18 protein-coding genes are annotated in these 21471 nt (G+C 50.0%); 4 read left to right on the forward strand and 14 right to left on the reverse strand.

Translation table 11 applies throughout. The annotated features are described in order from the left end of the window. The first annotated feature begins 61 nt into the window (after window positions 1-61). The gene (locus DS731_RS14480; protein WP_119502001.1) at window positions 62-1108 is read left to right on the forward strand and encodes an NAD(P)-dependent alcohol dehydrogenase; all 1047 of its coding nucleotides are present in this window, start codon (window positions 62-64) and stop codon (window positions 1106-1108) included. A gap of 51 nt (window positions 1109-1159) precedes the next feature. Here DS731_RS14480 and DS731_RS14485 read toward each other — a convergent pair whose 3' ends face one another. From DS731_RS14485 to guaB, 3 genes are all read right to left on the reverse strand, one after another. Further along, complete coding sequence (locus DS731_RS14485) at window positions 1160-1885, reverse strand: PEP-CTERM sorting domain-containing protein (protein ID WP_119502002.1); 726 nt, start codon at window positions 1883-1885, stop codon at window positions 1160-1162. A 242-nt stretch (window positions 1886-2127) separates the two neighbouring features. Beyond that, window positions 2128-3705, reverse strand: a complete 1578-nt coding sequence (gene guaA / locus DS731_RS14490; RefSeq protein WP_119502003.1) for a glutamine-hydrolyzing GMP synthase — start codon at window positions 3703-3705, stop codon at window positions 2128-2130. 72 nt (window positions 3706-3777) lie between these two features. Next, on the reverse strand, window positions 3778-5247 hold the full coding sequence (guaB, locus tag DS731_RS14495) for an IMP dehydrogenase (protein ID WP_119502004.1): 1470 nt from the start codon (window positions 5245-5247) through the stop codon (window positions 3778-3780). A gap of 103 nt (window positions 5248-5350) precedes the next feature. On the opposite strand from guaB, the gene xseA reads away from it, so the two are divergent. Together xseA and DS731_RS14505 are read left to right on the forward strand one after the other, a co-directional pair. Further along, window positions 5351-6706: an exodeoxyribonuclease VII large subunit gene (gene xseA / locus DS731_RS14500; protein ID WP_119503433.1), complete on the forward strand. Its 1356-nt coding sequence runs from the start codon at window positions 5351-5353 to the stop codon at window positions 6704-6706. A gap of 74 nt (window positions 6707-6780) precedes the next feature. After that, a complete protein-coding gene (locus tag DS731_RS14505) occupies window positions 6781-7887 on the forward strand; it encodes a hypothetical protein (RefSeq protein WP_119502005.1) in 1107 nt (368 codons plus the stop codon). A 9-nt stretch (window positions 7888-7896) separates the two neighbouring features. On the opposite strand, the gene der is transcribed toward DS731_RS14505, so the two are convergent. The 8 genes from der to DS731_RS14545 form a co-directional block, all read right to left on the reverse strand. Next, the gene (gene der / locus DS731_RS14510; protein WP_119502006.1) at window positions 7897-9342 is read right to left on the reverse strand and encodes a ribosome biogenesis GTPase Der; all 1446 of its coding nucleotides are present in this window, start codon (window positions 9340-9342) and stop codon (window positions 7897-7899) included. A gap of 147 nt (window positions 9343-9489) precedes the next feature. After that, a complete protein-coding gene (gene bamB, locus DS731_RS14515; protein ID WP_119502007.1) occupies window positions 9490-10746 on the reverse strand; it encodes an outer membrane protein assembly factor BamB in 1257 nt (418 codons plus the stop codon). A gap of 20 nt (window positions 10747-10766) precedes the next feature. Further along, window positions 10767-11387: a YfgM family protein gene (locus DS731_RS14520; RefSeq protein WP_119503434.1), complete on the reverse strand. Its 621-nt coding sequence runs from the start codon at window positions 11385-11387 to the stop codon at window positions 10767-10769. Between the two features lie 51 nt (window positions 11388-11438). Next, the gene (hisS, locus tag DS731_RS14525; protein WP_119502008.1) at window positions 11439-12710 is read right to left on the reverse strand and encodes a histidine--tRNA ligase; all 1272 of its coding nucleotides are present in this window, start codon (window positions 12708-12710) and stop codon (window positions 11439-11441) included. Between the two features lie 133 nt (window positions 12711-12843). Next, window positions 12844-13965, reverse strand: coding sequence for a flavodoxin-dependent (E)-4-hydroxy-3-methylbut-2-enyl-diphosphate synthase (gene ispG / locus DS731_RS14530; protein ID WP_119502009.1), 1122 nt, complete (start codon window positions 13963-13965; stop codon window positions 12844-12846). A 2-nt stretch (window positions 13966-13967) separates the two neighbouring features. Beyond that, on the reverse strand, window positions 13968-14969 hold the full coding sequence (locus tag DS731_RS14535; protein WP_119502010.1) for a RodZ domain-containing protein: 1002 nt from the start codon (window positions 14967-14969) through the stop codon (window positions 13968-13970). 17 nt (window positions 14970-14986) lie between these two features. Further along, window positions 14987-16081, reverse strand: a complete 1095-nt coding sequence (gene pilW, locus DS731_RS14540) for a type IV pilus biogenesis/stability protein PilW (protein WP_119502011.1) — start codon at window positions 16079-16081, stop codon at window positions 14987-14989. Window positions 16082-16107: 26 nt separating this feature from the next. Continuing rightward, window positions 16108-17226 carry a bifunctional tRNA (adenosine(37)-C2)-methyltransferase TrmG/ribosomal RNA large subunit methyltransferase RlmN gene (locus DS731_RS14545; protein ID WP_119502012.1) on the reverse strand — a complete coding sequence of 373 codons (1119 nt, stop codon included), beginning with the start codon at window positions 17224-17226 and terminating at the stop codon, window positions 16108-16110. A gap of 443 nt (window positions 17227-17669) precedes the next feature. Between DS731_RS14545 and DS731_RS14550 the strand changes: the two genes are divergently transcribed. Next, on the forward strand, window positions 17670-19805 hold the full coding sequence (locus DS731_RS14550) for a M3 family metallopeptidase (protein WP_119502014.1): 2136 nt from the start codon (window positions 17670-17672) through the stop codon (window positions 19803-19805). A gap of 115 nt (window positions 19806-19920) precedes the next feature. Here the strand turns inward: DS731_RS14550 and ndk are convergent, their stop codons facing one another. From ndk to sufT, 3 genes are all read right to left on the reverse strand, one after another. Continuing rightward, window positions 19921-20352 carry a nucleoside-diphosphate kinase gene (ndk, locus tag DS731_RS14555; RefSeq protein ID WP_070125710.1) on the reverse strand — a complete coding sequence of 144 codons (432 nt, stop codon included), beginning with the start codon at window positions 20350-20352 and terminating at the stop codon, window positions 19921-19923. A 160-nt stretch (window positions 20353-20512) separates the two neighbouring features. Next, window positions 20513-20926: a SufE family protein gene (locus DS731_RS14560; RefSeq protein ID WP_119503435.1), complete on the reverse strand. Its 414-nt coding sequence runs from the start codon at window positions 20924-20926 to the stop codon at window positions 20513-20515. 21 nt (window positions 20927-20947) lie between these two features. After that, window positions 20948-21469: a putative Fe-S cluster assembly protein SufT gene (sufT, locus tag DS731_RS14565; RefSeq protein WP_119502015.1), complete on the reverse strand. Its 522-nt coding sequence runs from the start codon at window positions 21467-21469 to the stop codon at window positions 20948-20950. Window positions 21470-21471: the final 2 nt, after the last annotated feature.

Genomic DNA, 21471 nt, shown 5'->3' on the forward strand with positions numbered 1-21471 from the left:
TACTTAAAATTTCCGTTATCAGGATATGCCTGAGCATGTAACGACAAATGAGGCTATAGTTATGAAAACAATTGGATATGCGGCTCACTCGTCAGACGCCCACATGGTTCCTTATCATTTCGAAAGACGGAATCTGCGCGACAATGACGTAGCCATCGAAATTCTTTATAGCGGCGTTTGCCACTCTGATCTTCACACCGTAAACGGCGACTGGGGCGACCAGCCTTATCCGTTAGTACCGGGACACGAAATCGTCGGTAAAGTCATAGAAGTTGGCGCAGACGTTAAAAACTACAAAGTGGGCCAGCACGTAGCTGTAGGCTGTATGGTCGACAGCTGTCAGTCCTGCGACCAGTGTGACCACGGTGAAGAGCAATTTTGTCGCAATGGTATGACGCCCACTTACGGCGCACCGGACCGCATCAGCGGTGAAATTACTCAGGGCGGTTACTCAAAGCACATTGTTGTGCGCGAAGAATTCGTTCTGAATGTACCTGAATCATTAGATCTGGCCCGTACTGCACCTATTCTTTGTGCTGGTATCACCACTTTTTCTCCTCTGCGTACCTGGGGCGTTAAAGAAGGCAGCCGCGTAGGCGTAATTGGCCTGGGTGGTCTGGGTCATATGGCGGTTAAACTGGCAGTGGCCATGGGCGCAGAAGTAACCGTTCTCAGCCGTTCAAATTCTAAGGAAGAGCAGGCAAAAGCGCTGGGCGCGAGTGGAATTCTGGCTTCTACTGACGAGAGCGCAATGCAGGAAGCTGGTTCATCATTTGATTTAATCATCGACACGGTGCCGGTTAAGCATGATGTAGATGTTTACATGCCACTTCTCGACATTGACGGTACGCTGGCTATTGTTGGTCAGGTTGGCCCCATGGAAGATTTTATGACCATGCCGTTAGTAATGGGCCGCCGCCGCGTAGCAGGCTCTCTGATTGGCGGTATCAGGGAAACTCAGGAAGTACTGGATTTCTGTGCTGAGCACAACATTCACCCTGAATGTGTGATGATTAAAGCTGATGAAGTGAATGATGCATTCGCAAGCCTGGCAAAAGGTGACGTAGCCCACCGTTATGTGATTGATATGGCGAGTCTGGAAGTGTAAACCTTCGGACAGTCAAAAATAACAAAGCCCGCAAAATGCGGGCTTTTCTGTTTAGCTACGCTTTCTTCGGGTAAAGAAGCCAGCCATAGCCAGAGTAATCAATATCAGAGTGCCGGGTTCAGAAACACTTACCGGACCTGTCGCTCCATTTAACAAGTAGTTAATACTATTGGAGAGGAGAATATTACCATCAGATACATCATAGGTATCGAACAAGCCACTTAACAGTAATGAATTGCCACTATTTCCCTCGACAACTGCACAACCTGAACCCAACGTCCCCAGACATTGAGATGATGAGGATGCTATCCAGCTACTGGAAAAAATACCCCAGCCCGGGTTTGCCAGCATAAGCGGTGAAGACAGACCCGCAAAAATGGGGTGTGAGTCAATCGCAATATTTGTCCCGTTTGTACCTGAACGACCTGAAGCTCCCAATAATGCAGATAAACCTGAATTATCAAGCCAGGTTGTACCTAATATAGAGCCGCCGTTACCCAGATAAGTATCAAGACCTGAGATACTGCTGAAAATATCGTTATTCTGTTCGCCAAGGATTACCAGATCCCAGCTTTGTGAAGCAAGCTGAGTATTGAAGTCTGTCACCGACGTTACAGTTGTCGTTTGAACGTCCAAACCAGATAATGTTAGTGCGCCAGGTACAGACGATGTGGCAATAGTGTCATCTTCAAAATAAAGAACAGACGCAATTGATACTGATGTATGACCTAAAATCAAAGCAATTAATAATAGTGATTTTTGTATATTTAGTTTCATTTTCCACTTCCTGTATTTATCAAAACCTCACTTTTGCCTAACAAGATTTGAGCCAAAAAAATAACCCTTAAATTTCAGTCAGATAGACAATTGTTAATATTTAGTTGCAAAATAAACTGACAGTTAAAAATGCGATAATTGATAATTTAGAGACGAGAGCCCTAAACTTAAGAACAAAAAAGCCCTGCATTTGCAGGGCTATACAATTATTTGAACGCTGTCATTAAAACTAATGAGAGAACTTACTCCCACTCAATCGTAGCAGGCGGCTTACCGGAGATATCGTAAACCACGCGGGAAATACCGTCGATTTCGTTGATGATACGGTTAGACACCTTACCTAAGAAATCGTATGGCAGATGCGCCCAGTGTGCAGTCATGAAGTCGATGGTTTCAACCGCACGCAGAGATACAACCCAGTCGTATTTACGGGCATCACCCATTACGCCAACAGAACGAACCGGCAGGAATACGGTGAATGCCTGACTGACTTTGTGGTACAGATCTGCGTTATGCAGCTCTTCAATGAAGATGGCATCAGCACGACGCAGCAGGTCGCAGTATTCTTTCTTGATTTCGCCCAGTACACGTACGCCCAGACCAGGGCCAGGGAACGGATGACGGTACAACATGTCGTATGGCAGGCCGAGCTCAAGACCAATCTTGCGCACTTCGTCTTTGAACAGCTCGCGTAATGGCTCGACCAGACCCATCTTCATGTCTTCAGGCAGACCGCCTACGTTGTGGTGTGATTTGATAACGTGGGCTTTACCGGTAGCAGAACCGGCCGATTCAATAACGTCAGGGTAAATTGTGCCCTGTGCCAACCATTTCGCATTAGTCAGCTTGGATGCTTCCTCATCGAATACCGCAACGAACTCGTTACCGATAATCTTACGTTTTTTCTCTGGATCCGCTTCGCCTTCGAGACGGGCGAGGAAGCGGTCTTCCGCATCCACCTTAATGATGTTCAGACCAAAGTGATCGCCGAACATGTCCATTACCTGCTGGCCTTCGTTTAAACGCAGCAGACCGTTATCTACGAATACACAGGTCAGCTTGTCGCCGATAGCACGGTGAATAAGCATAGCAACCACAGATGAATCCACACCGCCTGACAGGCCGAGGATTACTTCGTCATCACCCACTTTTTCTTTAATACGGGCAATGGCGTCTTCGATGATGGCGCCGGGTGTCCACAGCTTCTCACAGCCACAGATGTCCATGACGAAGTGAGTCAGCAAACGCTGACCCTGACGGGTATGAGTCACTTCCGGGTGGAACTGCACGCCGTAGAATCGTTTTTCTTCGTTGTACATCGCCGCATGCGGACAAGATGGTGTCTGCGCGATGGTTTCGAAACCTTCCGGAATCGTCGCCACTTTATCGCCGTGACTCATCCATACGTCCAGCAGTGCGTTGCCGTTTTCGCCGATGTGGTCTTCAATCTGTGCCAGCAGATCGGTGGCTTTTAATACTTCAACCTGCGCATAACCGAACTCACGCTTGTTAGAGCCCTGTACGCTACCGCCAAGCTGTTCCGCCATGGTCTGCATGCCGTAACATACGCCAAGCACCGGTACACCGGCTTCAAATACGTACTCAGGGGCACGGGGCGAGTTTAGTTCAGTGACCGACTCCGGGCCGCCCGACAGAATGATACCGTCCGGGTTGAATCCGCGAATTTGCTCTTCGGTCACGTCCCAGGCCCACAGCTCACAGTAAACACCGATTTCACGTACGCGACGTGCAATCAGTTGCGTGTACTGGGAACCGAAGTCCAGAATAAGTATGCGCTGGCTATGAATATTGGTGGTCATGTTTTTACCCGTTAAATAAAACAGAAAGGCTGGTAGAGATACCAGCCTGACAAAATACTAGTTTAGCGGCGATTAGCCCAAACGGTAGTTTGGCGCTTCTTTGGTGATGCTCACATCGTGTACGTGAGACTCGCCCATGCCCGCTGACGTTACGCGCACAAACTGTGCTTTGGTGTTCAGCGTAGGAATATCTTCACAGCCAGTCAGACCCATGGCTGAGCGCAGGCCGCCCATTTGCTGATGGATGATGGTCGCAATTGGGCCTTTATATGCTACGCGGCCTTCGATACCTTCCGGTACCAGCTTCTCAGCATTATCTGATGCCTGGAAGTAACGGTCAGAAGAACCGTGACGCTGATTCATCGCACCCAGCGAGCCCATTCCACGGTAAGACTTGTAGTAACGGCCCTGATACAGTTCAACTTCGCCCGGCGCCTCTTCAGTACCGGCCAGCATACTACCCACCATTACGCAGCTTGCACCGGCTGCCAGTGCTTTAGCGATGTCACCGGAGAAACGGATACCGCCGTCAGCAATTACAGGAATACCTGTACCTTCAAGGGCATCAACCGCATCAGCGATGGCAGTGATTTGAGGTACACCACAACCGGTTACGATACGGGTAGTACAGATAGAACCCGGGCCAATACCCACTTTCACGCCATCAACACCGGCTTCTGCCAGTGCTTTCGCACCTGCCGCTGTTGCCACGTTACCGGCAATGATTTGCAAGTCAGGATACGCACCACGAATACGGGCAACCTGATCGATTACGCCCTGTGAGTGACCGTGTGAAGTATCGATAAGCAGTACGTCAACGCCTGCCTCAACCAGACCGGCAATACGCTCGTCAGTACCGGCACCTACGCCAACAGCCGCTCCAACGCGCAGACGACCCAGTGAGTCTTTACAGGCGTTTGGCTTGCTTTCCGCTTTCTGGAAATCTTTAACGGTAATAAGACCGGTCAGTTTGAAGGCATCGTCAACAACCAGAATTTTTTCGATACGGTTAGCATGCATCAGATCCAGTACTTCTTTAGAGTCTGCACCTTCTTTTACCGTTACCAGCTTGTCTTTCGGGGTCATAACCTGACTAACCGGTAAATCAAGACGGTTCTGGAAGCGCATATCGCGGCCAGTCACGATACCGATAAGGTTGTTATCTTTATCAGTAACCGGGAAACCGGAGTAGCCCAGTTTCTTACTCATCGCGAGTACTTCGCCGATAGCCGTGGTCTGTTCTACGGTTACAGGGTCTGAAACCACACCGCTTTCGTATTTTTTCACTTCACGTACGTGATTTGCCTGCTCTGCCGGCTCCATGTTTTTGTGAATAAAGCCGATGCCGCCTTCCTGGGCAAGGGCAATCGCCAGACGCGCTTCCGTAACAGTATCCATAGATGCAGATACCATAGGGATATTCAGCGACACGCCGCGAGTCAGTTTAGTATGGAGGTTTGCTGTATGAGGAAGGACAGTAGAGTGCCCCGGTACCAGCAGTACATCATCAAAAGTAAGAGCTTCTTGAATGATTCTGAGCATGCAATAACACCTGAATAAGTGGAGAGTTAATTGCGGCGCAATTGTAGTGTTTTTTCTAAATCAGGTAAACTCTAATTGTCCTAAACCTGATGATTTTTTATTTATGCTGTTTAATTCCCCTTCTACATCCCGTCAAATTCTCACTGTGACCAAGCTGAACAGGCTGGCAAGGACCGTATTGGAAGGCGAAATCGGCCTTGTCTGGTTGTCTGCAGAAATCTCTAATTTCGTCGCCGCCTCCTCGGGACACTGGTATTTCACCCTCAAAGATAACAAAGCCCAGGTACGGGCGGCCATGTTCAAGGGGTCAAACCGCTATGTAAAACAGCGCCCGAAGGAAGGCGACAAAGTGTTAGTGCGCGCTTCTGTGGGCTTGTATGAGCCACGGGGCGACTATCAACTGGTTATTGAACATCTTGAAGCTGACGGTGACGGCGCGCTGAAACAAGCCTTTGAGGCCCTCAAACTGAAATTACAGCGCGACGGCTTGTTTGATGCCGATGCCAAGCGCCCTGTCCCTCAGGTAATTAATAAAATCGGTGTGGTCACCTCTTCCGCTGGTGCCGCTTTGCACGATGTACTTACGGTATTGAAACGCCGCAGCCCGGCAACAGAAGTCATCGTGTATCCAACGCTTGTGCAGGGCGAACAGGCCCCTGCGCAAATTATCCATGCGCTGGAAACCGCGTACCATCGCGATGAGGTCGATGTCATACTGCTCACCCGTGGTGGCGGTTCGCTGGAAGACTTATGGTGCTTTAATGATGAAGCGCTGGCCCATTGTATTTCTGCATCGCCGGTGCCGGTGGTGAGTGCGGTGGGTCACGAAGTGGATGTAACCATTGCCGACTTTGTGGCAGACGTGCGCGCCCCTACTCCGTCTGCAGGTGCTGAGCTGTTAAGCCGGGATCAGAGCGAACGTCTGGCATTTGTGCAACAAAAAGCGGCAGCACTTAAACGTGCCTGGCAACAACAGTTCAGACAACAGCAACACCAGCTCGCCGTATTACAGCAGCGCCTGAAAGCGGTGCATCCGGAACGACGTTTACAAAGTCAGTCACAGTCTCTGGATCGCGCAGCACTGGCCCTGAGTCATGCTATGGAGTCACGGATCGCAGGTTATGCCACCAGGCTGAATAACTTGCTGCGCAGGCTGGACAGACAAAACCCCGCAAATCGGGTGGTCCGCCTGCAAGACCGTTGCAGTCAGCTCGACAGCGCGCTAAAAAAATCGGTTCAGCGCCTGCTTGAAAGTAAAAACAGGCAATTGCAGGGTCAGGCACAATTACTGAATTCAGTGAGCCCGCTGCAAACACTCACACGCGGCTACAGCATCACTTTTGCTGACGATAAGCCGGTGCTGTCAGCGACGGAAGTCAGTGAGGGAGATGAAATCACCACCCGCCTTGCCAGTGGCGAAATTATCAGTAAGGTGACCACCGCGAAGAAAAGTCTGTGAAAAGACACTTGAGCACGGGCCGGGGTTAGGTCACACTAGCCCTCCCCTAATCCTTCCCGATATCAGGAATCTTTGTGAATAAGGTTTGCAGTCTGTTGCCACTGGTTTTGATAACCGGTTGTCAGCAAGTGCCAGAAAAACCCGCGCCCGCGCCTTCGTTTTTACCCAAATATCATGTTGCGGCTCCCGTAGCACTGTTTTCCACCTGGCCGGGCGATACCATGAGTGCACGCTGTCAACAGGTCAATACCACTGACCGTTGTATTGAAGATGCTATTGCCGGGAATGAATTTGCCGCTATTCTCAAAGAAAAGAACTGGTTTGATGATGTACTGACAGAGTCAGATGCCGCTGACTATGAAATCCTCATAGCATCGTTATCAGCACAGGTTGCTGATAACGATAGTGATGGCGTCTCACTTCACTCAGCGACAGCAGGCTTATGGCCGGCAAACACCACGCCGCATTATTTTACTGAATTCACCGTGCAATGGCGTGGTGTGGAAATAGACTCTCAACGATTTGAAACTTACTCGAAAACGGAAAAGCCTGTCACTGAACTTGCATCAGAAATACTGGACACCTGGTGGCTGGCGTCGCTGCGAAAATCTGTTTTCTCTGCTGAATACCTTTTCACCGCGCTGGGTGCCAGCGACTACAATTCAGAGTTGGTCCTGCCTCAATCCATCGGCGAATTTATCCTTCAGGATACCCAGCATTATCCTGATCCGTTTAAAGGCATTATCAGCCGTTACAGCCACCCTGAATTTGATGACGCACTGATAGATATTACTGTCGGACCGGTGCTGATGGACTTATCCATGCCGGAATCCCAAAGGCTGCAGGCAGCACTGGAAGAAAATCTGAAAGAAGCGACACAGATGTCGGCTGCACAGGGACTCACGCTGATCACAGACAGTCCGGTATCAGCTTTCACGATAAATTCGGCTTCACAACGCTTTAATGGTTACCGTATGGCCGTGCATGCAGAAAATGAAATCGGTGAGCCATTATTCGCGACGACTTATGTTTTTGAAATGAAAGATAAGCTGGTGACATTATCCACCACATTTCCACCCAGAATAGCTGATAATCTGGTGTCAGCGGCGCTACCGGCAATTGAAGTACCGGGTGAGTCCGCGCTGATGAAAACCATCAGAGGTATGTCATCAGCGCAATAAGGACGGGGCTTACTTCTTGCTTTTGTGGAATGCCATCATACGCTTACGTTTGCGCTGCTGCGCCAGCGTAAGCTGATTCTTCTTACCTTCAAACGGGTTCGCCCCTTCACGGAACTCTATTTTAATAGGCGTTCCCATCACTTTCAGTGACTTACGGTAATAGTTCATCAGATAACGTTTATAAGACCCCGGCAGATCGTCGACCTGGTTGCCGTGGATCACGATAACCGGCGGGTTATAACCACCGGCGTGGGCGTATTTCATTTTCACACGGCGACCACGAACCATTGGAGGCTGGTGCTCTGCCTGAGCCATTTCCATGATTTGAGTAAGCATAGCCGTACCCACACGCTGGGTAGCACTGTCGTACGCCTCAATCACTGACTCAAACAAATTACCCACACCGGAGCCGTGCAGAGCCGATATAAAATGCAAACGGGCAAAGTCAATAAACCCGAGACGGCGATCAAGCTCCCGCTTGATATCATCTTTAATGTCTGTGCTCAGACCGTCCCATTTATTCACTGCGACCACCAGTGAACGGCCGGAATTCAGAATGTAACCCAGTAAGCTGAGATCCTGATCCGCAATCCCTTCACGGGCATCAATCACCATTAATACAACGTTGGCTTCTTCAATAGCCTGCAGTGTTTTAACAATAGAGAATTTTTCTACTGCATCAGCAACGCGCTTGCGGCGGCGCACACCGGCTGTATCAATAAGGATATACTCCCGCCCGTCACGCTCAAGAGGAATGTAAACACTGTCACGGGTGGTACCCGGCATATCGAACACAACCACACGATCTTCACCGAGAATACGGTTGGTCAGCGTGGATTTACCCACATTGGGTTTGCCTACAATCGCCAGTTTAATCGGGAGGTTCTTCAGCCTTTCTAACTGCTGCTCAGCGTCCAGTTCTTCATGAACCTCTTTTGGCTGCACCTGCATGTCCGGAAATTCTTCCGCCAGAGGTGTCAGCGCCTGTTCCAGTAACAGAGAAACGCCACGGCCGTGAGCGGCAGCAATCTGGTGGATGGTGCCAAGACCAAGAGTATAGAAATCAGCGCTTTCACTGTCGCCGTCGATGCCGTCGACTTTGTTGGCAACCACAAACAGCTTCTTGTTCACTTTACGTAAGTGTTCTGCAATGCCGATATCCGCAGGTAACAAGCCTGCACGGGCATCAACGAGGAACAGAACCACGTCAGCTTCATCAATAGCACGCAGCGACTGATGCGCCATTTCTGCATCAATCCCTTCTTCATCGCCGGTGATACCGCCGGTATCTACAACAATGAATTGCTTTTGCTCCCAGGTCGCCTGCCCGTATTTCCGGTCGCGGGTCAAACCGGGAAAGTCTGCAACCAGTGCATCACGGGTGTTGGTTAATCGGTTAAACAATGTAGATTTACCCACATTCGGGCGACCCACGAGGGCAACAACAGGCAACATGCTTGAAGTCCTAAAATAAACTGGTTTAAAAATGCAGTAGCCGCGGAACTCGCGGCTACTGAATGAACCGGGCGATTATACCCTATATTAGCAGGCGCCGTCAGCTAAACCGGAACGGCGCGAAAAAGAGATTGGATGGCGTAATACTTAAGGGACTGAAAACGAAGCAACATCACCTTCACGGGTAACGGCAATGACCGCGTTACCGGTATAAACAGGGGCTGCGAATACTGATTCATCTTCATCGTCGCCGCCCAGGTCGTACCGGGCGACAATTTTTCCGTCTTCTTTGTTGATCCAGTGCAGCAAGCCCCACTTGTCACCCACAACCAGATAGTCGCCGGCTGGCTCAGCTGCCGTCAGTACGCGCTTTTTCAAGCCGCTCTGCGACCACAGTTCAACACCGTTACGGCGGTCCAGTGCATACACGTGAGAGTTGTTATCGACTACGTACAGGGTATTACCGTCCATCGTCACATTACGGTAGGAGGCATATTCACGCTTCCAGATAACCCGCCCTGAACGTAACTCAACCGCTGCCAGTGTACCGTTGTAAGAAATAGCGTAAATAGTGCCGCCATACATTAAAGGCGCAGAATCCACATCAACGATACGCTCAAGTTCAGTCGCACCGCTGGGCGCAGTGATCGGTGTTTCCCAGGCAATCAGTCCGGAATCCAGAATGTTCACCTGAATCTTACCTGTAGGCGTACCCAGAATCACACCACCGTTACTGACAGCGGGAGTAGAAATGCCGCGAAGGGTCAATGGCGGTACATCACCAACCTGTTCCCAGACCTGCTCGCCGGTCTCAACGTCCAGCGCATAAAGAATACCTGAGCCTGTGTTAACGATAACCAGATTGTCGCCGGTAACCGGTGAAGCAAGAATTTCACCATTAACGGTTTGCGTCCAGTTTACCTCACCGGTTTCAGCATTCAGTGACATCAGTACGCCATCTTCAGTACCAACAAAAACACGGCTTCCGTCAACAGACAACCCACCGATCTTGGCAGATGCACCGCTTTTCCAAAGATTGCTTACAGACGAGAACATGCCCTCATCTTTGAAGATAGCAAAGTTCTGTTCCCAAAGTGTTTCACCACTTTCAGGATCCAGTGCCGCTACCGTGCCATGACGGTCGGCAACATATAATTTCTCATTGGCATACACAGGGCGCAGGTGTGAGAAATAGCTGTCGATTCCCTCACCCACTTCTGCTTCCCAGTTCACTGTGGGTACAAACTGTGCGTCCAGTGGCGCGAGTCTGCGGATTTCTAACTCTTCGTCATCGACAAACCAGTCTGAAATAGTTGTACATCCTGACAGCGATACTGACAGCGCCAGCGCCAGTCCCGCAGCCCGTGTAATCCGGCCTGTACGGCCACACGTTTTCGTTAACAAATCCGATACCTCTGTTATAGTTATTCGCTTGCCAGAACTGGCAGATTGTCCAGCTTCATTTCCAGCAGAACATTACCGCTGGCGGCTTCTAACGCTTCAGTGTAAGCCATGCGTGCCGCATCATATTTTTCCTGCGCCACATAGACATCGCCTTCGATTTCTTTCACGTTGCCATCAAACGCACTGTCATTAACCGCTTTAAGCGTAGACAGCGCGGCATCGTCATTACCCTGTTCCAGTTGAATACGGGCAAGACGCAGTGAAGCAATGGTTGCCAGGTGCGCATCTGCTGCCTGGTCCTTTACTGCTGTGAGTGCTTTCACAGCCGCATCGTAATCGTTGTTGCTTACGGCTTGCTGCGCAGCGACCAGACCACCGATAGTGGCATATCCACTACTTTCTGTTTTGCCCAGAAAACTGTCCAGTTTGCCGGCGTTGCCATCAGCTTCAATAGATTCAACTGCCACCTGATAGTCCGCAGAGGCCTGTTCTTTTGCTGTGCGCTGGGCATCAGAATAATAACGCCAGCCCCACAGGCCACCCAGACCTAATACAGCACCAATCACAATGGCCGCGCCATTGTCTTTCCAAAACTTTTTAATCGCTTCGACTTGTTGTTCTTCTGTGGCGAAATGTTCCATGTACTTAACCTCTAAATCGACTTCTTCCTGCCGGCTGCCCGCCGGCAGCACTTAATCCACTAACTCTGACAACATACCGGCCAGTTCAGCCAGTGCTACCGTCTTTTGTTCACCGTCAGAACGCAGCGGTTTCACTGTCGCTACTTTATTCTCAGCTTCTTCGCTGCCAAGTAACACAGCATAACCTGCGCCGGTCTTATCAGCACGCTTCAACTGCTTCTTAAAGTTGCCGCCACCGCAATGCATCATTACCCGCATGGAAGGACAACTGTCCCGCAGCAGCTCAGCCACTTCAAGGGCATAGGCGTCAGCCCCCATTGAGGTAACATACACATCGGCTGCAATATTATCCTGTTCAGTGGCCTGCAAGGTAGTTAACAGCAATACCAGCCGCTCCATACCCATAGCAAAACCCACTGCAGGCGTGGCTTTGCCACCCAACTGCTCAACCAGACCGTCATAACGGCCACCGGCACATACTGTGCCCTGAGCGCCCAGACTGTCTGTCACCCATTCAAAAACAGTGCGGTTGTAGTAGTCGAGCCCGCGTACCAGTCGTGGATTAACCTCGTATTGGATGCCCGCCTGCGATAATCGTTCACATAAATTTGAAAAATGTGTTTTGGATTCTTCGTCCAGGTGATCAAGCAGTGATGGTGCATCCTGAATCGCCGCCTGCACATCGGGATTTTTACTGTCCAGCACACGCAGAGGGTTGGTTTCAAGACGGCGGAGAGAGTCTTCATCGAGCTGGTCAGCTCGTGCCCGCAGATATTCAGTCAACGCTTCACGGTACAGACGACGGGCCTCATTAGAGCCCAGCGAGTTAATTTGCAGGGTCACCTGATCACTGATGCCAAATGCTTTCCAGATGCGGGCACTCAGCAAGATCACTTCAACATCGATATCCGGTCCGTCGAGACCATAAGTCTCTATACCAAACTGGTGAAACTGACGGTAACGGCCCTTTTGCGGACGCTCGTGACGGAACATGGGTCCCATGTACCACAGACGTTGCTGCTGGTTATATAGCAAACCATGTTCATTACCGGCGCGAACTGTGCTCGCCGTGCCTTCGGGACGCAGTGTCAGGCTGTCGCCGTTTCTGTCTTCGAAGGTATACATTTCTTTTTCAACGATATCAGTCACTTCACCGATAGAGCGTTTAAATAAATCGGTACTCTCTACAATAGGAGTACGGATTTCCTGATAACCGTAACTGGCTACCACCTGACGCAGGGTGGACTCCACTCGCTGCCACGTACCGGACACTTCCGGCAGGCAGTCGTTCATTCCACGGATTGCCTGAATTGTCTTAGCCACCTGAAATTCTCATTTACCTGAAACTTAAAAGCCCCGCATTATAGGGGCTTTAGTATTAAACAACAATGTTACTTCCCTGACGGCGGAGCGGCGCATTTGTTATCTCATTGTGCCGCATTTCGCCCTATAGGTTTTACGATTCTTTTACCGAGACCGGAATCTTGTTTGCTTCATCCAGACGGGACGCTTTTGCACGGATACGACGCTCGAGCTGATCCACCAGGTCATCGTTAGCCAGACGCTCACGCTGACGTTTACCGTCTTCGTAGAAACCGCTCATATTACGCGCGCCGGTCAGACCTAAATCAGACACCTCAGCCTCGCCGGGTCCGTTAACAACGCAACCGATTATGGACACATCCATGGGCGTTAAAATATCTTCCACACGCTGTTCCAGTGCGTTCACCGTACCGATGACATCAAACTCCTGACGGGAGCAACTCGGACAGGCAATAAAATTGATGCCTCTTGAGCGTATACGCAGCGACTTAAGGATATCAAAACCGACTTTGATTTCTTCAACCGGGTCAGCGGCCAGAGAAACACGCAGGGTATCTCCGATCCCTTCAGCTAGTAACATACCCAGCCCTACTGCACTTTTTACGGCACCGGCACGTTGTCCGCCGGCTTCTGTAATACCCAGATGCAGCGGCTGATCAATTTGCTGAGCCAGCAAGCGGTATGCACCGACTGCCAGGAATACATCGGAGGCTTTCACACTGACCTTAAACTGGTCGAAGTTAAGCTTGTCCAGAATATCAACGTGGCGCATGGCAGACTCAACCAGCGCTTCGGGAGTAGGCTCGCCATACTTTTCCTGCAGGTCACGCTCCAGTGAACCACCATTCACACCAATACGGATAGGAATATTTTTGTCTCTGGCGCAGTCCACCACAGATTTAACCCGTTCCATGTTGCCGATGTTGCCGGGATTAATACGCAGGCAATCTACACCGTATTCCGCCACTTTCAGGGCAATGCGGTAATCAAAATGGATATCTGCCACCAAAGGCACTGAGACTTGTGCACGGATAGCTTTAAATGCTTCTGCCGCTTCCATCGTAGGTACAGAGACCCGCACGATTTCACCGCCCACCGCGACGATACGTTTGATTTGAGCCACAGTAGCATCGACATCCGTTGTCGGCGTATTTGTCATAGACTGTACAGCAATGGGTGCGCCATCACCGACGGGTACGCTTCCCACATTAATGCGCGTAGATTTACGACGTTTGACGGGGCTTTCAGTAAACATGATTAGTCCTGCATTGGTAACGTGAAGCGGGCGATTCTGCCAACCTGAAACGCGGAAATATCAACGGCTTCATCGTCATAGGTAATACTCACACCATCAGGTGCACCTAAAGTTACTTTAAACGGCGGCTGGCCACTCACAGGCATCACCCGTCCGGAGGCTTTCACACCATAAGCGATAGCTTCGCCAGTGGCATCTTCGATATTAATCCAGCAATCTTCGGCGAAGGTAAGTACCAGCTCCACAGTGGCCGCGCCGGTAATATCAGTTGTTTCTGCATTGTCACCGGATGCGGAGGCATCATCAACGCCGGTCATGTCGCCGCTGCTTTGCTCCGGTGCGCTTTCTGTGACATCTGATACGTCAGCTTCAGGTTGGTCGCCTTCAGGCTGAATGTCAGGCTGCAAAGGCGCTGTATCCTCAGGGTTCGTGTCCGCAGCAGCAGCTTCAATTGCGGAGTCTGAAGCTTCCTCAGCGACTGAAAGTGACGGCTGTGCAGATTCGCTCACAGCAGGGTCTGCTGCTTGCGGCGATGCTGAGCGGGTTGTTGCAGCTTCTTTTTCAGCGGAGGGTTCAGAGAACGTCAAACCGTCAGACTGCTGATACCACCAGGCAACCAGCGCCATCACCAGTAACAGCAACATGATCCAGGTGACCATCATCCAGCGATCGTCATGGGCTTGCTTTGCTACACGCTTTGAAAAACTCTGTAAACGTGCCGGCGGTCTGGTGACGGTGTGCAGCCGGTTAAAACTGTCGATGACCGGCGCTTCCTGAATGCCCAGTTGTCTGGCATACATGCGGACATAGCCTTTCTGGAACGTTGCCGACATTGCCTCGTCCAGATGATCATTTTCGATATCCACGACATTTTTCAGTTTCAGAAACAGTTTGTCAGCCATTTGTTGCTGACTCAATCCGGCTTTCTCCCGCGCATCCCGCAACATTTCGCCGGGAGTGGGAGCCGTGTTCTGTTCATCAACCGGGTTTTCGTTTGTGCTCATTGAATACCTTGTGGGTGTTATTTTTCGGGCGAAAGACGTAAATGCATACCTACCTCGATATCACCGGGATCGGCGAGTTTATTCCAGGCCTGTAAGCGCGACATTTTAATGTTGTATTTCAGTGAAATGCGATACAAATTTTCGCCCGGCTTCACTTCATGATAGCGGGTTTGCGGGTCTTCCAGTACCGGTAAATCAGGTTGCGGTTCATTCTGTACAGCAGCAGCTGCATTTTGTACCGGAGCAGGCTCTTTGCTGACCGGAGCGCTTTCAGGGCTGACCACCTTTTGTGCTTTAGCCTGAACTTCTGCCTTCGGTTTTACCCGGCGCACTATTTGCGCAGAGGCATTGGCTTTGCGGATAATACTTTCCCGGTAGGCTTTTGCTTCCTCACTCTGAGGATACATAGTGACCAGCATTTCGCCGTATCCCTGCGCGGTCTCAGCATCGCCTTTCCCTTCAGCAATAGCGATAGCCAGCGTTACAGATTCGGGGCTGACACGGGAAACACGCTCGTAACGACGCATAACAGATTCAGCCTCGTCCCATTGTCCGGTTTCAACGTAAAGCTGAGTCAGCATGAAGAGGCTTTTGGAACGGCCGGGCTGATGGTTCAGCGCATTTGTGAGATAGCCGATGGCTTCTTCACGCTTGCCCTGGTCAGCGGCACAGATAGCCATATTTTCATAGGTTTGCGCTGAATTTGCGTATTGCAGGTTATTCAGTGCTTTGCTGTAAAAGTCATTAGCTTTGTCATATTTTTTCTGCTGACAAAGAAAAGCACCGTAGCTGTTGGCAATTTCGGCATTGCGGGGCGCCAGATCCAGAGCATTCTCGTAAGACTGTTCAGCTCTGCCCCACTCTTCCACGGTCTGGTAATAGTATGCCAGCGAATAATGCGCGTCAGCATACCTGGGAGCGAATTCCAGCGCTTTGTCCAGGTTCACTTTGGCTTGCTGGTAATTGCCGTTTTTAAGGTAAGTCAGGCCCAGAGAAATTCGGGTCTTTGCGGCCTGTTCCATATCAAAATCATCGCCAGAATACCCCTTTTGCTGGTTCTGGCTTACACATCCTGTCAGTGCAATAACGAGAGCAAGTACGCCTAATCGCATGAAGCTCCTACCTCTTAATTAATTCCTTACTGCGCCATTTTTACTGAAATCGCTTCACCTTTCATCTGTTTCTTTAACATTCGTTTCGTACGGTCGACCACATCGCCTACTAACTGACCACATGCAGCATCAATATCGTCGCCACGGGTTTTCCGCACAACCACTGTCAGGCCGTAGCCCATCAGCACTTTGGCAAAGCGGTCAATACGGGAATTACTTGAGCACAGGTAAGGTGAACCCGGATACGGATTAAACGGGATAAGGTTAATTTTGCACGGTGTTTCTTTCAGCACTTTTGCCAGCTGGTGTGCCTGGTCGGTACTGTCATTTATGTTCGACAGCATAACGTATTCTACGGTTACCTTGCCCTGATTCGCGCGGGACTTACTGAGATAACGGCGTACACCGGCAAGAAACGTCTCAATATTGTATTTCTTATTGATAGGAACGATTTCATTGCGAAGTTCATCTGTCGGGGCGTGCAGAGAAATAGCCAGCGCTACGTCAATCTGATCGCCCAGCATATCCAGCGCAGGAACAACGCCTGATGTACTCAGCGTAACACGGCGTTTTGACAGACCAAAACCAAAGTCATCCAGCATTAAATCCATAGCAGGTACGACATTCTTAAGATTCAGCAATGGCTCACCCATGCCCATCATTACCACATTGGTAATGGGTCGCTTAGATGTATCTTTCGACAGGCCCAGGAAGGTTGCCACACGCCATACCTGACCGATAATTTCGCTGACAGACAGATTACGGTTGAAGCCTTGCTGCGCCGTGGAACAGAAAGTACATTCCAGCGCACAGCCAACTTGCGAAGAAACGCAAAGGGTGGCCCGTTCTGCTTCAGGGATCCACACTGACTCGACTTCCTGTCCGCCTTCCAGCGCCAGAGCAAACTTAATTGTGCCGTCGCTGGCTTCCTGGTAGTAAGCAATTTCAGGCGCAACAACTTCTGCATTTTCCAGCAATTTAGCCCGCAGGTTTTTATTAAGATTACTCATCTCATTAAAATCGCTGACACCTTGCTGATAAATCCATTTCATCACCTGGTCAGCACGGAAAGGCTTCTCGCCAATGTCAGCGAAAAATTCCCGCAAAGCTGCGCGGTTCAGATTTAAAAGGTTTGTCTTTGCCATAAGTCGTCGATGACCCCGAATTCTGTCTTAATCATATTCATAACGTGCAGCAGTCCGGCCCCGTAAAATACACAGATACATGCCGTGCGGGGTGCGAATAAATGTCTTCCGTGAGAGCTTGCCGGTGACGGCGGAAGAAACCGCCTGAAAGGGCCCGCAGGAACGGGCGGTAACAGTGAAAATTCGCTTTACCGGCACTGCATTGACTGCACAAATTTTAGCCGCGCATTCTATCATAGGGAAACCGGCTTAGAAAGCGGTGAAATCTGAGTTTTCACGATAAACATGCAGTTCAGCGGGACTGCTAATATTGTCCGCTCACGCCGGTGTTGCTAGAGTAGGAATGAAGCCGGTTTTCAAAGGAACCTGTGTTCCTCAATGAAGCCTCTCACCGGTTACAACAATAACCCGGAAAACAAACCGGGACATCAATGGAGAACCTAATGCGAAAGTCACTAATGGCAACAGCGATAGCTGCCGCACTGGCACTGACCGCCTGCAGCCCTGCCAAAGAAGAATCCCACTCTGCCACAGCATCTGCTGAGGAGAAAACTGTGCAAGCTGAAAACGTACTGTTAAAGCCCAGTACGCTGGACTATCAGGCGCCGGATTTCGATAAAATCGAGACTGCGAATTATGAACCCGCTTTTGAACTTGGCATGGAAGAGCATACTGCTGAGATAGATGCCATTGCAGGTAATGAAGCTCCGGCCACGTTTGAAAATACCATCCTGGCAATGGAAAAAAGCGGTGAGTTGCTGACCCGCGTTGCTACCATTTTCTTTAATTTATCCAGTATCATTTCTGATAAAGAAATTCAGCGTATTGAAGCTGAAATGTCTCCGCGCCTCACTGCGCACAGTGACAGCATTCATCTGAACAGCGAGCTGTTTGAACGGGTAAAAACCGTTTATGAGAATAAAGACAGCCTGAACAAAGAAGATAAGCGTCTGACGGAAAAAACCTACGAGCAGTTTGTCCGCGCCGGAGCCAACCTGACTGAAGAACTAAAAGCGAAGGTACGTGGCATTAATGAGCAGATCACAAAGCTGCAAACTCAGTTCTCGCAGAATATTCTGGCATCTTTTAAAAACGACACCATTATCGTTACTGATGAATCTGAACTGGCCGGTCTTTCTGACAGCGACAAAGCGAGCCTGAAGTCAGCGGCAGAAGGGGCGGATAAAGAAGGCTATATGATCAGCCTGGTTAACACCACCCGCCAACCCATTCTGACTAGCCTGGAAAACCGTGAGCTGCGTAAGAAAATCTGGGAAAAATCAGCGACCCGTGCGATGGATGTCAATGGCCCGATTATTCTGGAACTGACACACCTGCGTGCTGAGAAAGCAGCCTTACTTGGTTACCCTAACTGGGCCTCCTATGCCATTGAAAACCAGATGGCGAAGAAACCTGAAAATGTCTTTAAAATCCTGGACGACCTGGCACCGCAGGCAGTGGAAAAAGCCAAAGAAGAAGCGGCTGCCATTGAAGAAGTCATGCATGCTGATGGCGTAACAGGTGATGTACAGCCGTGGGACTGGGCGTATTATGCTGAGAAAGTCCGTAAGGCAAAATACGATCTGGACGACAGTGAAGTTAAACCTTACTTCGAACTGAACTCCGTGCTGGAAAACGGCCTGTTCTTTGCGATGGAAAAGCTGTACGGCATTACCTTTAAAGAGCGTACTGATTTACCTGTGTATGTCGATGATGCCCGTCTTTTTGAAGTCTTCAATGAAGATGGTTCTAACATCGGTTTATTCTATTTCGACCCTTACGCCCGTGAAGGCAAGAGCGGTGGTGCATGGATGAGTGAATTCGTTACTCAGTCGTTCATGAATGGTACTAAGCCTGTTGTCTACAACGAGCTTAATATTGTTAAGCCGGCGCCGGGTGAACCCACTTTACTGTCATTCGACGAAACCACTACCCTGTTCCATGAATTCGGTCACGCAGATCACGGTCTGTTCTCGCTGGTAAAATATCCCAGCCTGGCCGGCACGAACACGGCCCGCGACTTCGTTGAATTCCCGTCTCAGTTTAATGAAGACTGGGCTATCGATCCTGCAGTACTGGCAAACTACGCCAAACATTACAAAACCGGGGAACCCATTCCTCAGGCTCTGCTGGATAAAGTAATGAAAGCTGTCAGCTTCAACCAGGGCTTCAACACAGTGGAATATCTGGCTGCCGCTCTGCTGGATATGGAATGGCACATGATTGGCGCGGATGAGGAAGTCAAAGATGTGGCTGCTTTTGAAAAAGCAGCTCTGGAGAAGCACGGCATTGATTATGCGCCGGTGCCTCCCCGCTACAAATCCGCCTATTTCAGTCACACCTTCGCCGGTGGTTATTCAGCCGGTTATTATGCATACCTGTGGACAGAAGTGCTTGCAGCAGATGCCTTTGCCCACATGGCAGAAAATGGTGGCCTGACCCGTGAAAACGGCGATCTGTTCCGCAAAGAAATTCTGTCTAAAGGCAACAGTGAAGATTTGATGGAGAACTACGTTGAGTTCCGTGGTCAGGAACCTACAGTAGATGCGCTGATGAAACGTCGCGGCTTAACCGACTAAGCAAGGGCATGAAACAGGCACAGCGATAACTTTGTTGTGCCTGCTTTTCAGACACTGCATTGCAGACACAAAAAAGGAGAGCCGGGGCTCTCCTTTTTTACGCAATCGCTAAAAATTAACGGGTGCGCGGGCAGATTTCTTCGTCAGAGAAGAAGTATGCAATTTCACGAGCAGCAGATTCCGGTGCATCAGAACCGTGTACCGCGTTTTCGTCGATAGACGCAGCGTAATCAGAACGCAGAGTACCCGCAGCTGCATCAGCCGGGTTAGTCGCACCCATGATTTCACGGTTTTTAACAACCGCATTTTCGCCTTCAAGTACCTGAACCATTACCGGACCAGAAGTCATGAAGTCTACCAGCGCGCCGAAGAAAGGACGCTCTTTGTGTTCTGCGTAGAAACCTTCAGCCTGTTCTTTGCTCAGGTGCAGCATTTTAGATGCTACGATGCGCAGACCAGCAGTTTCAAAACGGTTGTAAATTGCACCGATTACGTTTTTAGCTACCGCATCAGGCTTGATAATAGAAAATGTACGCTCAAGAGCCATTCTTCTGTCTCCAATGAATCATTAAAATTTTGGCCGCGAATTATAGGCAATTCCAGACCAGTTGACCAGAGGGAATCGTCAATCACTTCCCTGCCATTTGACGCAGCCGGAAAGTGTAGTCATACAGTGATGACGATTTTATGACAATACGCTCAGAAAATCAGTTAACTGAACGTTTGGCCAGTGCCTGAATTTTCGCAACAATAGCTCTTAAGCCGTTTCCCCGTGTGGGGGTAATATGACGTTCAAGATCAAGCTCTGCAAAGTACGCATCAACATCAAAATCCAGGATCTGACGGGGCGTTTTGTTATTGTACGCCGCCATGACCAGGGCCAGTAATCCCTGAACAATCACTGCATCACTGTCTACAGAAAATTTAACCAGACCATTTTCAACCCGTGACTCAAGCCACACGCTGCTCTGGCAGCCTTTAACCAGTTTATCCGGCGTTTTCTCATCGTCCGGCAACCCGGGGATAGATTTACCCAGATCGATAATGTACTGATAACGTTGTTCCCAGTCATCAAAAAACGCCAGATCATCAATAATTTCCTGGCTACCGGGGAGTGACATTGTCATGTTGAAAACCTTTTCTTAGAAAAACAAACCGGCTTCGAGCTGTGCTTCTTCGCTCATTTTATCGCGGGACCAGGGAGGATCAAACACCAGTTCAACGTGCACTGAGTCAACGTGGGGCACCATACCGATGCGATATTCCACGTCGCCTACCAGTACCGGTCCCATGCCGCAGCCGGGGGCAGTCAGGGTCATGTCTACAGCAACAGATTTTTTATCCTGGTCCACAGACACTTTATATATCAGCCCCAGAGACACCAGATTAATCGGGATTTCCGGATCATAGACCGTTTCCAGCGCGTCCCACACCTGTTGCTCATCGATATTGCCGTCTGCCGGTGCATCAAAATTCAGTACCATCGGTTTACGGCCAATGGCATCAGCATCAGTCCCGTCGATACGATACATATTACCACGCCAGGTGATGGTGTAGTTGCCACCCAGTTCCTGAGTGATAGAGACGAACTCCCCGCCGGGAATGGTAGAAATTTGCCCGGCCGGAACTAGGCGTGCTTTGCAGTCACGTTCCGTGACTACCATTT

Source organism: Alteromonas sp. RKMC-009 (assembly GCF_003584565.2).
Taxonomy (GTDB): Bacteria; Pseudomonadota; Gammaproteobacteria; order Enterobacterales; family Alteromonadaceae; genus Alteromonas.

Coding starts and splice junctions, on each gene's coding strand:
- DS731_RS14480 (WP_119502001.1), top strand. CDS start 62: ATGAAAACAATTGGATATGCGGCTCACTCGTCAGACGCCCACATGGTT.
- DS731_RS14485 (WP_119502002.1), bottom strand. CDS start 1,885: ATGAAACTAAATATACAAAAATCACTATTATTAATTGCTTTGATTTTA.
- guaA (WP_119502003.1), bottom strand. CDS start 3,705: ATGACCACCAATATTCATAGCCAGCGCATACTTATTCTGGACTTCGGT.
- guaB (WP_119502004.1), bottom strand. CDS start 5,247: ATGCTCAGAATCATTCAAGAAGCTCTTACTTTTGATGATGTACTGCTG.
- xseA (WP_119503433.1), top strand. CDS start 5,351: ATGCTGTTTAATTCCCCTTCTACATCCCGTCAAATTCTCACTGTGACC.
- der (WP_119502006.1), bottom strand. CDS start 9,342: ATGTTGCCTGTTGTTGCCCTCGTGGGTCGCCCGAATGTGGGTAAATCT.
- DS731_RS14520 (WP_119503434.1), bottom strand. CDS start 11,387: ATGGAACATTTCGCCACAGAAGAACAACAAGTCGAAGCGATTAAAAAG.
- ispG (WP_119502009.1), bottom strand. CDS start 13,965: ATGTTTACTGAAAGCCCCGTCAAACGTCGTAAATCTACGCGCATTAAT.
- DS731_RS14535 (WP_119502010.1), bottom strand. CDS start 14,969: ATGAGCACAAACGAAAACCCGGTTGATGAACAGAACACGGCTCCCACT.
- pilW (WP_119502011.1), bottom strand. CDS start 16,081: ATGCGATTAGGCGTACTTGCTCTCGTTATTGCACTGACAGGATGTGTA.
- DS731_RS14545 (WP_119502012.1), bottom strand. CDS start 17,226: ATGGCAAAGACAAACCTTTTAAATCTGAACCGCGCAGCTTTGCGGGAA.
- DS731_RS14550 (WP_119502014.1), top strand. CDS start 17,670: ATGCGAAAGTCACTAATGGCAACAGCGATAGCTGCCGCACTGGCACTG.
- ndk (WP_070125710.1), bottom strand. CDS start 20,352: ATGGCTCTTGAGCGTACATTTTCTATTATCAAGCCTGATGCGGTAGCT.
- DS731_RS14560 (WP_119503435.1), bottom strand. CDS start 20,926: ATGTCACTCCCCGGTAGCCAGGAAATTATTGATGATCTGGCGTTTTTT.
- sufT (WP_119502015.1), bottom strand. CDS start 21,469: ATGGTAGTCACGGAACGTGACTGCAAAGCACGCCTAGTTCCGGCCGGG.